The 12,253-nt window shown below is 57.6% G+C and carries 13 protein-coding genes; 3 read left to right on the forward strand and 10 right to left on the reverse strand.

The window, feature by feature from the left end; translation table 11 throughout:
• Positions 1-192: 192 nt before the first annotated feature.
• Entirely contained in the window at positions 193-954 is a 762-nt protein-coding gene (locus HMPREF3039_RS10645; RefSeq protein ID WP_067572924.1) for a DUF3313 domain-containing protein, read from the forward strand.
• 46 nt (positions 955-1,000) lie between these two features.
• On the opposite strand, the gene HMPREF3039_RS10650 is transcribed toward HMPREF3039_RS10645, so the two are convergent.
• Positions 1,001-1,453 carry a 6-pyruvoyl trahydropterin synthase family protein gene (locus HMPREF3039_RS10650; protein WP_067572926.1) on the reverse strand — a complete coding sequence of 151 codons (453 nt, stop codon included), beginning with the start codon at positions 1,451-1,453 and terminating at the stop codon, positions 1,001-1,003.
• Between the two features lie 50 nt (positions 1,454-1,503).
• Positions 1,504-2,733, reverse strand: a complete 1,230-nt coding sequence (locus HMPREF3039_RS10655; protein WP_197483341.1) for a hypothetical protein — start codon at positions 2,731-2,733, stop codon at positions 1,504-1,506.
• Positions 2,734-3,517: 784 nt separating this feature from the next.
• Here HMPREF3039_RS10655 and HMPREF3039_RS10660 point away from each other — a divergent pair.
• Entirely contained in the window at positions 3,518-4,057 is a 540-nt protein-coding gene (locus tag HMPREF3039_RS10660) for a hypothetical protein (protein WP_067982728.1), read from the forward strand.
• A gap of 78 nt (positions 4,058-4,135) precedes the next feature.
• Here HMPREF3039_RS10660 and HMPREF3039_RS10665 read toward each other — a convergent pair whose 3' ends face one another.
• The 3 genes from HMPREF3039_RS10665 to HMPREF3039_RS10675 all read right to left on the reverse strand — a co-directional run bounded on the left by HMPREF3039_RS10665 (position 4,136) and on the right by HMPREF3039_RS10675 (position 8,227).
• Positions 4,136-5,353, reverse strand: a complete 1,218-nt coding sequence (locus HMPREF3039_RS10665) for a DUF418 domain-containing protein (RefSeq protein WP_067572932.1) — start codon at positions 5,351-5,353, stop codon at positions 4,136-4,138.
• Between the two features lie 16 nt (positions 5,354-5,369).
• Positions 5,370-6,536, reverse strand: coding sequence for a 1-deoxy-D-xylulose-5-phosphate reductoisomerase (locus tag HMPREF3039_RS10670; protein ID WP_067572934.1), 1,167 nt, complete (start codon positions 6,534-6,536; stop codon positions 5,370-5,372).
• 86 nt (positions 6,537-6,622) lie between these two features.
• Positions 6,623-8,227, reverse strand: coding sequence for a DUF4153 domain-containing protein (locus HMPREF3039_RS10675; RefSeq protein ID WP_067952115.1), 1,605 nt, complete (start codon positions 8,225-8,227; stop codon positions 6,623-6,625).
• A 168-nt stretch (positions 8,228-8,395) separates the two neighbouring features.
• On the opposite strand from HMPREF3039_RS10675, the gene coaD reads away from it, so the two are divergent.
• Complete coding sequence (coaD, locus tag HMPREF3039_RS10680; RefSeq protein WP_067572938.1) at positions 8,396-8,923, forward strand: pantetheine-phosphate adenylyltransferase; 528 nt, start codon at positions 8,396-8,398, stop codon at positions 8,921-8,923.
• Positions 8,924-9,043: 120 nt separating this feature from the next.
• Here coaD and HMPREF3039_RS10685 read toward each other — a convergent pair whose 3' ends face one another.
• The 5 genes from HMPREF3039_RS10685 to HMPREF3039_RS10705 form a co-directional block, all read right to left on the reverse strand.
• The gene (locus tag HMPREF3039_RS10685) at positions 9,044-9,367 is read right to left on the reverse strand and encodes a DMT family transporter (RefSeq protein ID WP_067572940.1); all 324 of its coding nucleotides are present in this window, start codon (positions 9,365-9,367) and stop codon (positions 9,044-9,046) included.
• 9 nt (positions 9,368-9,376) lie between these two features.
• Complete coding sequence (locus HMPREF3039_RS10690) at positions 9,377-9,814, reverse strand: MarR family winged helix-turn-helix transcriptional regulator (RefSeq protein ID WP_067572941.1); 438 nt, start codon at positions 9,812-9,814, stop codon at positions 9,377-9,379.
• A 146-nt stretch (positions 9,815-9,960) separates the two neighbouring features.
• A complete protein-coding gene (locus tag HMPREF3039_RS10695; protein WP_067572943.1) occupies positions 9,961-10,323 on the reverse strand; it encodes a peptide chain release factor family protein in 363 nt (120 codons plus the stop codon).
• Positions 10,310-10,864, reverse strand: a complete 555-nt coding sequence (locus HMPREF3039_RS10700; protein WP_067572945.1) for a hypothetical protein — start codon at positions 10,862-10,864, stop codon at positions 10,310-10,312. Before HMPREF3039_RS10700 ends, HMPREF3039_RS10695 begins: the two co-directional genes overlap by 14 nt.
• Positions 10,851-12,236: a UTP--glucose-1-phosphate uridylyltransferase gene (locus tag HMPREF3039_RS10705; protein ID WP_067572947.1), complete on the reverse strand. Its 1,386-nt coding sequence runs from the start codon at positions 12,234-12,236 to the stop codon at positions 10,851-10,853. The genes HMPREF3039_RS10700 and HMPREF3039_RS10705 overlap by 14 nt, the downstream gene beginning before the upstream one ends.
• Between the last annotated feature and the right edge of the window lie 17 nt (positions 12,237-12,253).

Here is a 12,253-nt window from a genome sequence, read left to right on the forward strand (position 1 = left end):
CTTTCTCCTAACGGACGGCGGGATCGGCGCAAACATGGCTGAGGAGCGCCGTTCCCGGTTTCTCCGGGAATGCTGCTTCCATTCCGGGAGGATGGGGGGAAAGGGGCGTTTCCGGATCGAATGCCCGGCATAAGCCGGGTTTTATTGACAGGAAAGAGTGTGTCGGGTATGAAAGGATCAAATTGACGACTGATGATGAAGATGCGCCGTTCCCTGTCCCTGCTTTCCGTGATGATGCTCATGCTGCTTGTCTGCATGACGGCGGTCTCCTGTTCCAGCAACTTCAAGAAGGTGCCTCAGACGGGATTTGTAACCCATCACGTCAAAAACGGGGATTCCCACATCCCCTTTGATGCGTACTGGAACGCCCCCGATGAAAAAGCCTGGAATGAACGGGTAAAGGGTGAGCATGGCAAGGAAAACCTGCTGGCCGTAGCTTCCGTCGACACGGGGCACATGGACGTGCGCCCGGACACCCCGGAAGGTCAGGCGGCCTTGCGTGACCTGGCGGAATACTTCCGGAAAAGCGTGAATTCCCAGCTTGAAAAAACGGCGGAAAAAACCCCTCATTTCCGTATGGTACCGCTGGGAACCAGAGGGGCATATACTCTGGAGCTGGCGATCACTTCCATCACGCCGACGAATGCCAAAGCCGGGATTTTCGTAACGGCGTTAAGCGGCATCAAGGGCGGCGGACTGGCAAAACGTTTCATCAAAAAAGGGCATATAGCCATGGCCGGCCGCCTGCGCGACGACCGGGGCCGGGTGGTCTCCGAATTCGCGGATTATGAGGAAGACCACAGTTCCTTGCTGGGCGTGGACACCAAAGACTTTAGAAAATACGCCCATCATCACCATACCATTGATGAATGGGCGCGGGAAATTGCGGATGTGTACTCCACCGCCTACGGGCACAGGACGAACAAGCACATGATGACGCTGAATCCGTTTTAACAGAGGAACGGTCATTCTGCCGGGGCCGGAATGCCTTGTTCTTTCCCTATTCTCCGTATTCCGCCCAGGAACTGCTGGTTTCCCAGACGCGCACGCGTTCCAGCGTGACGCAATCCCTGACGGGGTATTCCGTGAAAGTTTTCTTGGCCTTTTCCAGGGCTTCCCGGGCGTAGGCGAAAATGGTGCGGGCCATCACCTCGCTGGTGGGGTCTTCCCGGTCAAACGGAATAATGCGGTCTCCGTACGCAGCTAGAAAGGTCCCGTAATTCGGATCTTCCGTATTCATGCACAGGGAATGGTCGAACTGCTGGAGGAAATCCCCCATCATCTGCTTGACGGCCTTGAAATCCAGCACCATGTCGCTGGCGTCCAGGGAATCCGCGCGGAACACCATCTCCACGGAACGGGTATGGCCGTGGGGGAATTTGCAGTTGCCCGGATGCTTGGATAAAAGGTGCCCGCTCTCCAGCTCGATCGATTTGCAAATTCGGTATGCCATGCAAGAAGGATAGCGTGCCGGGGCATGGGGAGCAATATCAAACAGGGGCGTTATTTGTCTTGCGGAACTGCCGTTTCCAGATGGCTTCCTCCTTCTGCGGGAGGTTGGACCGGAGTATTCATGTTCCGTCCTGTGCGGCACCATGCCATGACTCCTTTGGCGCTTTCCCCTTCCCGGAAATAAAACAGCAACTGTTCCAACGGGGTCGGCTTTTTCACGATCGACCAGTAGGCAATGTGTTCAGGATGGTAAAGGGAGCCTTTCCATTCATTGCGGATATTCTTCTGAATGCCTGCCGGGGTGACTGAAAATGTCTTGGCATGATCCATGAAGAGCCTGATCGGAAAAATGCTGCAGAGGGCGATATAGGCAACAAGGAGGAATTTCCGAACTTTCCCCAGCATGGGAAAAGCCTGTGTACACAGAATGGCAAGGAAGAAAAAGAAAACGCCTGATGTTTTGAAAACAAGCTCATTGTAGCGAACTCCCACGTAAATGAGTGTACAGGCTGCAAAACCGCAGATCGTTATCCAGAACATGGAGGATTTCCGGAAAACGGGGTAAAGAAGAATTGCGGGAATGACCAGGTTGGCAGCAAGGAAAATGATGGTTCTGCCCAGAAGGATCATGGACTCATCCGTTTCTTTCCGGAAAAGCAGCAGGACGTTCATGGAACTGGCTCCAGACATGAATAAAGCCGTCACCAGAACGATTCCGCAAGCAGTCGCCGTAAGGAAAAAGGACCGTGCGTTCCAGGAACGGAACATGTCGGAAAAGAAACTTTTGTCCGGATAAATGGCGGCCGCCAGGTAGGGCAGGAAGGCGATCCCTCCGAATGGGGAGCACAACAGGAGAAGGCTGCTGAAGAAAAGCAGGCTGCCTTTATCCAGCATCCTGTTGATAAAAACCCCTCCAAACACAAGGCAGGGAATAAAGTGGTTGAATGTGCAAACCAGTTGAGCCATGCAGCAGTTCCAGTGCAGGTCTTGTCCAAATCCTTTCACTCCCAGCAAAAAATAGACGATTCCCGTCTTGTTGATCACTACGTTGAGAGGTGCCAGGGAAAAAAGTACGAGGATGAAAATCCATATCCTGCTTTTAAAGTAAAAGGACATGGTTCCTGTAAACAGCACCATCCCGGTCAGGCTCCACAGCCATAAAAGGTACGGACTCCATCCCAGGGGAAAGAATTTGGACGCCAGGGCGGGAGGAAGCCAGAACCCGAAGTAATAGACAAGCAGGTTTCCGTCCGGAAAAACAAGTGGCCAGTCATAGCGCACCAAATTACTGTAAATGGGATTTCTAAGGAAAAAATCCGCATTCTGTTCAAAATGTCCTGTAAATCCGATGATGGCCGTTGCGCAAAAAATAATTGCCAGAGATGCAATGAAAGGAAGACGCGGAAGAGAAGCCTGTTCTGAAGGAAGCTTGCGGTAAACAAGAAAAATACCTGTTGTCAAAGCCGCCAGAAGAGGTAGCGAGAAAGAAGGCTGAACCCATCCACAAAGCCAAATCATGACGGGCAGCGCAAGATAAAGAATAGATAAGAAAATCCAAGATTTGCTGTTCAAGACAACCATTTGGGAAGAGAAGATATTATTTTGGCTGGAAAAAGCGGTAACAGTACAAGCCTGAAATCCTTAGCGGAGAGTAAGGATTGGGAATCCGGAAGTCAACATGCAATTTTGATAGAAAAGCAGTTGGAATAAAATTCCTTTTTATTTATCTGAAGGAGTTCACTGGGAACGGAAGACTTTCGGCTTTCGGAACCGAATGGTTTTCGAAGCGCTGCGGTAGGGTAATTCTCCTCCATTTTTCGACCTTTCCTGGTTTGGTGAAGGGCAGAAACAATTTATTTGCAGTATATTTCTTCCTTGTTGAAAAAACGAATCGGATTTGATGGTTCAACGAAACATGCCGTTGGAGCCAACCAGAAAAAGAGCGGCAGCTTCTTTCAGAATATATTCCGGATTCCCAATCCGTGAAGTCTGCAAATCTCTTGCCATCCATGCTTGGAGCCTGTATCGTAATAAGGTCGGAAGGAGAACATCCTGACTGGTGCTTATGGCTTATATCTCATGGACATTTCTGAAAATGGGGGACAGGGCCGATCGCAAGACGGGCCTTGTTTTCCTGTTGATCGCGCTGGCACCGGTGGTTTTTGTTTCGGTCCTTGCCTTCATCATCGGCCTGGAGGCAATTGTGTATGGCTGGCCCGCCCTTCTGCCCATGCTGGTGCCGTTTTATTTGCCCTTTGCGTTGCGCGGGGAGACCGTGACCGCGATCAAGGCCGGCAACGTTCTTTTTGACAGGGACCCGCTGGTAGTTACCTCCAGGCCGGCAGTCCGGAATTGGGTGTATGCCGTTTATGCGGTCATGCCCGCTCTTCCCCTGATTCTGTCCGGCTCGCGCGTGACCCTGGACGGCGGAGGCAACGGCAGGGTCCTGGCGGCGTTTGCCCTGCTGTGGATTGCCTTGTATTCCACCTTTCTGCTGTTGGCTCTCGTGCTGGGAAAAATCGGCTATTTGAAAATTGGCCGTTTCCTCATCGCCGCCGCGGTCAATGTTGTGCTTGTTCTGTGCTATTCTCTCTGGGTGGCGTGAATCCGCGGCCGTTCTGCAGGAAAATCGCTTTTCGTGATTCCATGCCTTGCGGAAAAGAATCCTGTACGGGCGCGGGCCTCACTTCTTGAGGAAAGGCTGCATCCGGCACATGGTGGCCGTACGCCACAGCCATTCCAGCGGCCCGTACAGAAAGTGCTTCAGCCACTGGCGGCATACCCATGCCTGAAGGCAGAAGACCGCCACGGCGGAACACAGGCATATCCACGGCCCCATGCTCTGCGCCAGCCCCAGCCCCCAGCCGAAGAACAGGAACGTGAATATCAGCGTTTGCGTCACATAGCAGGTCAGCGTGCATTTTCCGGTGCTGCTGAGCAGGGCGGAGGGCAGGGGAAGCCCGGGGCGGGAAAACAGCAGGACGGCTCCGGAAACGAAAGCCGTCACATAGGAAAGGTTTTCCCATTGAAGGACAAGGTGCCGGAGGTCGGAACCCGCGGGGGAGGACGTCAGCGGAACAAGGAGCGTCCGCACGGCCAGCAGGGACAGGAACAACAAGAGGGAAACTCCCAGCAGCCGGAGGAACAGGACACGCTTGCCGGCGGCGTCTGCAAACAGCCGCCATCTGCCTGCCAGCATGCCCAGGATAAACAGCCCCAGCGTCTGCCAGATACGGCCGCTGAGCAGGAAAAACTGCCATTTCCCGAGCTGCCCCCGGGTGAGGTTCCACCAGGCCGCCTCCCCCCAGGAGCCGCCGGCGTACAGGAATTCCCGGGAAGGCCCCGCCGCCGGGGAATCCGGGAGGAACCAGCCGGAGGAATGGGGCCAGCCCTCCGCCATTCCGGCCCGGGCCAGCGCATCCATGACGTTGACGGGCTGCATCAGGCACAGCAGGCACAGAATGACCAGAAAAGGAGTGCTGCGCCTGTACAGCAGAACCAGCGCGAACCCAAGGACTCCAAAGATGGTGAGAATGTCCCCGTCATAAAACAGGGTGTGGACCAGGCCCAGCAGGAACAGCAGAACGAGCCTCCACATGAATCTTTTCCGGAAATCCACGCCTCTTTGCTCCTGCCTGTCCAGCTGGATGAAGAAGCTGAGGCCGAACAGGAAGGAAAAGAGAAGGAACGACTTGCTGACGAAAAGGTGTTCGTAGAGCCAGTCCGCGGCTCCATTGGCCGCCGCCTGCCATCCCGTAGCGGGGAGAACGGGAAGGTACAGGTTGAAATGGTCATGCGCGTGGACGATGACGATGCCCAGCAGGGCCAGCGCCCTGAGAATGTCAAGAATGGTGATCCGGGGCGCGGGAGCTGGGGCCCCGGAGGAACTCCGGGCTGTCATTGAGAGAAGGAAAAAATTAGTGGATGGAAGGTATTAGTGCGGCGGCGTGGCTCCTGGCCCAGGCGTCCGCCTCCAGAATGGAGTCCAGGTTCCCGCGGGGGTCCGTGTTCACATGGTCGTTCATGACGGCTTCCACCAGCTTCCAGATGCCGGTGAAGCGGAGATCGCCGCGGATGAAGGCGTCCACCGCCACTTCATTGGCGGCATTGTACACGGCGGGCATCGTGCCGCAGCATTCTCCGGCCCTGCGCGCCAGGTTCAGGGCGGGGAAGGCGTCCGGCCGCGGGGCCTCGAAAACCAGTTGGCCGATCTCCGCGAAATTGAGCTGTTTCAGGGAATTGGGAACGCGGTCGGGCCAGGTGACGGCGTACTGGATGGGGAAGCACATGTCCGAACTGCTCATCTGGGCCAGCACGGTGCCGTCCATGTATTCCACCATGGAATGCACGATGCTTTGCGGGTGCACGATCACGTCCACCTTGTTCATGGGGACGTCGAACAGCCAGCGGGCTTCGATCATTTCCAGTCCCTTGTTGAACAGGGTGGCGGAATCGATGGTGATCTTCCGGCCCATGGTCCAGGTGGGGTGTTTGAGCGCCTGTTCCAGAGTGACGTGTTCCAGGTCTTCCTTCTTCCAGGTGCGGAAGGGGCCTCCGGAGGCCGTCAGGATCAGACGGGAAACGGCTTCCGGTCCTCCATGGTTGCCGTTCAGGCATTGGAAAATGGCGTTGTGTTCGCTGTCCACGGGCAGTACGCGCACTCCGGCTTCCCTCGCTTTTTCCATCACGATCTGTCCGGCCATGACCAGAATCTCCTTGCTGGCGATGGCCAGGTCCTTCCCCGCCTCAATGGCGGCCAGCGCCGGGCGCAGCCCCGCCGTGCCCACGATGGAAATCAGCACCATGTCCGCCTCCGGAAGCCGTGCCAGGCGGCACAGGCCTTCCTCCCCCGTTTCAACCTGCACATCGGGAAGGGCGCGGGAGAGTTCCTCCGCCCTGGACGGATCGTAAATGCAGACGTTGTGAACGCCGAATTCCCGTGCCTGGAGGGCGAGGGCCTCCGCATTGCTGCCGGCGGCCAGGCCCACCACTTCCATTCTGTCCGGAATGTCCCGGGCTACTTTCAGGGCGCTGGTTCCGATGGAACCGGTGGAGCCCAGGATAACGACGCGTCGTTTCTGCATAACGGAAAAGAATGATGCAAAAAATACGGCCTCTTGACAAGCCGGGGGATGAAAATCTTGCCGGGGCGCAACGGGGAGGTTTTCCGTCAGGCTTCCGGCCTCATTCCCGTGGGACGCCTGGAGGGGGTCCAGGCCTTGGTTCCGTAAGTGGCCTCCGCCGTGGGAACGGGAAGGCGGCTGAATGCCTCATCCTGGCATTTCTGGCGCCATCCCTGCAAATTGAGGGACCTCCAGTTGGAAATGTGATGGCAGGAGATAGCTTCGTCAATCATCCGGTAGGAATTCGCCCCGGCTGCGGTATCCCCTCCCAGCCTTTGGTAAACGGCTGCGGCAAAGGGGAAATTGTCCCGGATGCCGAAGCGCAGCAGGTCGCCGTCGCTGAAATACCAATTCGGATGGCTGTCCATGGTCATCAGGTTGAGGTCTCCGCTCAACTGGGAGGGGCTGCGGAATCCCGCCAGGCACAGGAAGACGAGGGACAATGCCCCGCAGCGCATCCCGTAGCGTTCCCAGTTGCCGCTGCCGGCCATGTAAACGAACAGGAGGCCCAGGAAGCAGGCCCCCAGAAGCAGGTAAATTCCGGCGGTAACGCGCGTGGGGGAAAAGCCGAAGTCTTCTATCTGGTTGTACAGCCTCACCGCGACGCTGGCGGCGATCAGCCCTGTCTGGACAGCCAGGAGGAAGCCCAGGACGGTCCCCGTTTTTGAAGCCCGCACGGACCCGGAAGACCGGAACATGACCAGCAGGATGAGGGCGGAGAGAATGGCCGCCAGGGTGAGGGAATCCGCTCCTTCATGCAGGTAGCCTGTCTGGGAAATACCTTCCGGCACTGTCCCGCTCCACAGGAAGGCCATGTCCGTCCCGTTGTTGACCAGGAATGCCAGGTTGATGAACAGCAGGGAAATGGCCGGAAGGGAGGGCAGCCACGGCTTCTCCGGCCGGAGGGGCCGGTCCCCGCCAAAGGGGGTGCATTTGCGGTGCATGGTCAGAATGCCGAAGGACAGGGAACCCAGTACCCACAGGAGCATGTGGACAAACGTCTCCCTGCTGGGAAGCAGCCAGGACAGGTAGCGCACGGCCAGTTCATTCATGGCGGTCCTGACGGAAGCGACGACCGGATTCCCGTCCGCAAAAATGGAGAGAAAGAACAGAAACAGGAAGATGCCGACGGCGATGCTGGCGGCAAGAGGAAGTTTTCCCCTGAGACCCTGTGCCGCCTTCCGCGCCTGGTTCATGCGGAAAAATTTGTATTCCAGCCAGGAAGTGTACCTTGTGCCGGGAACATAGCCGTTTCCCTCCTTCTGCGGCAGGAAAATGACGGCCAGGGGGAGGAACATGGCGACAAGCAGGTTGTAATCGGAATCCGGAGAAAGGTTGAGGCCGGCGGCGGTGGCATTCAGCACGGCCATGACGCCCAGGAACCACTGTTCCTTGCGGCTGATATCCGTCCGTAGCATGAGGAAGGCCGCGGTGTACAGCAGGATGCCCAGCGCCGTGCCGATTCCCAGGCCTTGCAGGGTGCCGAACATGAAATCCGCGGCAAAACCGCTGCATACCAGGGCAAGGAGCGGTATGTTCCCGTGCCTCCACCAGGAAGGGGGAAGTGGCGGGGCTGGAGGGCGGACGGGCGTGTCTGCGGACATTGGCGGAAACGCCGGGCGTTCCGGAAAGGGAGGGGGCTGGTCTGTCATGGGAGTTGCCGGGAGAGGGGGAATGGTTCCTCTTTAAAGCTTTCCGTGAAACTGTCAAGACGGATTCCGATGAAAGGCGGAGGTTTGACCGTGCCGTTCCCTGTGGTAGTCACAAGGTATGATGAAAAAGGATTGTATTTTCCAAAAGAGGGCGTATAGCATGCACGGATGAAGCGCATCGCCGTGTACGCCGGTAGTTTCGACCCCCTGACCAATGGCCACTTGTGGATGATCAGGCAGGGGGCGCGGATGTTTGATGAGCTGATTGTGGCCATTGGCGACAATCCGGAAAAGAATTACACGTTTTCCCATGAAGAGCGCATGGACATGCTCCGGACGGCGCTTTCCGACATGCCGGAGGTCCGCATCGCCGAATTCCACAACCGCTTTCTGGTGGACTTTGCCAAGGAGCATGAAGCCTCCTTCATGCTGCGCGGCATCCGTTCCACGCAGGATTATGAATATGAACGCGTGATGCGCCATATCAATGCGGACATGGCCCCCAAGGTCTGCACCGTGTTCCTGATGCCTCCGCGCGATACGGCGGAATTGTCCTCCAGCATGATCAAGGGCCTGATCGGGCCGGAAGGCTGGGAAAGCCAGGTGAGCCGCTACGTTCCCCCGAACGTGTTCGCCCTGCTCAAGAAGAAATATAAAACTCTGACGGAGGAAATGCGCCGGCAGGGCGGCCAATAGGGATATTCCCGGCGTCTGCCACATTTCCCTCAACGCATTTCCGGGAAGCCGTCCTGCGCCTCTTCCTCCGTCCCGGCTGGGGAAAATTCCTCAGAACCTTGACGGCTCAAAATCTCCGCCCTAATGCGTCGTGCCGGAGACATTCAGAAGCACGGTGCCCGTTACAATGAGGACGATGGCAAAAACACCTGCGGCATTCAGATGTTCCTTGAACAGGAAGACGGACAGGCAGGTGGCGGCCGCCATCCCGATGCCGGACCAGGAAGCGTACGCGACGCTCAGCTCAATGCCCCTGAGGGATTTGGACAGGAAAAGGAAGCAGATGACATACGCGGCAATGGCCCCTGCCGTCGGCCACGGGCGGGTGAACCCTTCCGCGTATTTCAGACAGAGCGTTCCTATCAGTTCTCCCGCTATGGACAGCAGCAAATACAAATACGGCATGGCGGTCTCCTATTGATGAGCGGCTTTCCGGAAATGGCGGAGGTACGCGCCGCTGTGGCTGATCAATCCGTTGATCTCTTCGGGGCTCATGGCGTTGAACGCTTCCGATTCGGCCTCGTAAAGTTCGGCCAGGACGTGTTCTGCGTAATCCCTGCCTTCAGGGGAAAAAATGATGATCTTGCTGCGCCTGTCGGCGCTGTCCGTCTGCTGTGAAACGTAACCACGGCTTTCAAGGTTTTTGAGGATGCTGTTCACCGTCTGCTTGGGAAGCATGAGCATCCTGCATAGGTCCGTCTGGGTGCAGCGTTCGGTATTCCGCACCATGTACAGCACCAGAAGCGTGTTGATCGTGATTCCGTGCTGTTCGGCCCATTGGGAATAAAGCTTGTTGGTTTCAAGCCAGATTTGGTAGTAACGCCTGATCGTGGATTTGAGGTCGAGGTGCATGCAATAAATAGTCTGATTTCGGACTAAAAATATCAGGACATACCGGAAAGTCAATACAGAAACCAGTTCCGTCCGGCTGAACGGGGGACTACCGGAAATTGCCCATGGAGCAGGGATGCATGCAGTGGCGCGTCCACGGGGATTGCTTACATGTCTTCCGCTGGCGGCCGGAAATGCGCCGAAGAACGCCTTCTGCGCCTGTCCTTCTGTTTGCGCATGCGCTGGATAACGCGGGCTTTTGCGGCGCACCGGCCTGTCTGCTGCCGTTCCACGGTGTCGCACAGTTCCCGGCGCGCCAGAAAGCGGTTGAGCTCCCGGGAACGGTCCACGTGGCACTTGACGGCGATACCCGTCGGGACATGTTTCAGATAAACGCAATTGTTGGTTTTGTTCACCTTCTGGCCGCCGCGCCCGGCGCCTCTAACAAAACTTTCCTCCAGGTCCTGCTCCCGGATTCCCAGGGATTCCATGCGCTCCTTGAGGGCGGCGAGTTTTTCAGGCCTTACCATAACCGGAGTGATGCAGGGAGTTGAGGCGCGCCTGAACGGCATGGACCAGCATGTCCCGGCTGGACGCCGTCAGGGGAGCCATTCCGATGACGGCGTTTGTTCCGTCCGCCAGGCGGAGCGTCAGCCGCGTTCCGTCCCGCTCTGCGGAGCATATCTGCTGCCAGAGGTGCCACCGCATGGTGTGGCGCGGACGCACAAAGGGGAGAATTTCCACGCCCAGAGGCGTGACGATGACGGCCGCATGCTTCAGGCAGCGGAGCCCCAGATACAGGAAGAGGACGGCCGGGACCAGGGCCGTGGCCTGCATGGCCCACAAGGGGGCGGGAAGATAGGGCGTGATGATGCCGTGCCCCGCAAGCTGGAGAAAGCCTGCTATGGCAATCAGCAGGAAAGCCGATCCGGTCAGCAGGGCTCCCGCCCGGTTGCGCGTAAAGCGCAATTCCCGCTCCTGCACGGGAATGTGGCGGATATCGTCCACCCCCAGGCCGGTTTTCACCGGACTGGGAAGTGTTTCGGATGATGTATGTTCAGGCTCCGGCATAAACGCCAGGAAGGATTTCCTTTGTTTCCTCCGTGTTATTCTCCATCAGCAGGGTGCCTTGAAGGACGGCCCCGTCCTGGAAATGGAAGCGGCCGCGCAGGGTCAGCTTGTCCAGCCCCACCAGGGAAGGCAGGCCGAGGCTGTCCAGGGAATCCACCAGCTTGTACAGGCTGGGGTCCAGATCCACGATGGGGGCGGTTCCGTTCCGTTCCGGAGCCAGGGCCACCTTGCCGTCTGCATCTACGGAAACCGCGTCGGAACGCAGCAAAAGCAGGTCGGAGGTGGTTTTAACGGGGAAAAAGCGGGAGCGCGGCACATTGACGGCGCGCGCGCCGGGGAAGCATTCGATGCCCGCGCCCATGGCCGTTTCCAGCTGGAACACCTTGGCGGACTCCGGGTCCCTGGGGTTCACCGTCTTGCTGTTCCGGATCATGGGGAGGGGGAGCACGCCTCCGTTGGCGTCCAGAATCTGCTTGAGGGAATCCAGGCGGATCCAGAGCGTATTGGTATTGAAATAACGGTGCTTGGAAATGTTCTGGAATTCGGGGATGTCCGCGTCCGGGCACTGGGCTACCTCCCGCAGGATCAGGTGACCGTCGGACTTCCTGACGGCCAGGTGGCCTCCTTTCTTGTCCGCCTCCGTGCGGCGCGTGACTTCCATGACGAAGGGGGCTCCGCTTTCCGCAAACCAGCGCAGGAAATTCATGTCAAGCTGGGCTCCCAGATTGTCGGAATTGGAGATAAAGGCATACTTGACGCCGTCTTCCAGAAGCCGGTCCAGCCAGCCGGAACCCAGCAGGGCCGGGTACAGGTCCCCGTGGCCGGGAGGGCACCATTCAAGTTCGGGCTGCTGCGGATAGGAGGCTGGTTCCAGCGTATCCGCCAAAATCTTTGGCACGCGGTTCTGCATCAGTTCCACCTGATGGGCGTCGGCAAAACCGTCCGCCGCATACTTTTCCAGATAGGCCAGCGTGTCCGCGCTGGTGGAGAAGGAATTCATCAGCAGCAGGCGCACCGGGGTTCCGGATACGGTGCGCAGGTGTTTCACCTGCCTGACGATGAGATCGAGAAAAGTGTCCTCCCCCTTCACCTTGAGTAGGCTCTTGGCCTTCTGGAGTCCCATGCTCGTTCCCAGGCCGCCGTTGAGCTTGATGCAGACGCACTGGGAAATCAGGTCTTTCCCGGCCGGTGCCGTGGAATCCGTGATGTTCGTCCAGTCCGCCACCTGGGCCGCCGGACTGATGTCCGTTTCGGGGATCATGCCGGAATGGTTGGAAACGAGAGCTTCGTAACAGCGGGAAAATGCCTTGATGGCTGCGGTGGAGATGCCCGCGGACTCCATCTTTTCTTCAAAAGGAGTGAACGTACTCATTGCCGGGGGTTGTACAA

It is taken from the genome of Akkermansia sp. KLE1798 (assembly GCF_001580195.1).
Classification (GTDB): domain Bacteria; phylum Verrucomicrobiota; class Verrucomicrobiia; order Verrucomicrobiales; family Akkermansiaceae; genus Akkermansia; species Akkermansia biwaensis.

Coding starts and splice junctions, on each gene's coding strand:
- HMPREF3039_RS10645 (WP_067572924.1), top strand. CDS start 193: ATGATGAAGATGCGCCGTTCCCTGTCCCTGCTTTCCGTGATGATGCTC.
- HMPREF3039_RS10650 (WP_067572926.1), bottom strand. CDS start 1,453: ATGGCATACCGAATTTGCAAATCGATCGAGCTGGAGAGCGGGCACCTT.
- HMPREF3039_RS10660 (WP_067982728.1), top strand. CDS start 3,518: ATGGCTTATATCTCATGGACATTTCTGAAAATGGGGGACAGGGCCGAT.
- HMPREF3039_RS10665 (WP_067572932.1), bottom strand. CDS start 5,353: ATGACAGCCCGGAGTTCCTCCGGGGCCCCAGCTCCCGCGCCCCGGATC.
- HMPREF3039_RS10670 (WP_067572934.1), bottom strand. CDS start 6,536: ATGCAGAAACGACGCGTCGTTATCCTGGGCTCCACCGGTTCCATCGGA.
- HMPREF3039_RS10675 (WP_067952115.1), bottom strand. CDS start 8,227: ATGACAGACCAGCCCCCTCCCTTTCCGGAACGCCCGGCGTTTCCGCCA.
- coaD (WP_067572938.1), top strand. CDS start 8,396: ATGAAGCGCATCGCCGTGTACGCCGGTAGTTTCGACCCCCTGACCAAT.
- HMPREF3039_RS10685 (WP_067572940.1), bottom strand. CDS start 9,367: ATGCCGTATTTGTATTTGCTGCTGTCCATAGCGGGAGAACTGATAGGA.
- HMPREF3039_RS10690 (WP_067572941.1), bottom strand. CDS start 9,814: ATGCACCTCGACCTCAAATCCACGATCAGGCGTTACTACCAAATCTGG.
- HMPREF3039_RS10695 (WP_067572943.1), bottom strand. CDS start 10,323: ATGGTAAGGCCTGAAAAACTCGCCGCCCTCAAGGAGCGCATGGAATCC.
- HMPREF3039_RS10700 (WP_067572945.1), bottom strand. CDS start 10,864: ATGCCGGAGCCTGAACATACATCATCCGAAACACTTCCCAGTCCGGTG.
- HMPREF3039_RS10705 (WP_067572947.1), bottom strand. CDS start 12,236: ATGAGTACGTTCACTCCTTTTGAAGAAAAGATGGAGTCCGCGGGCATC.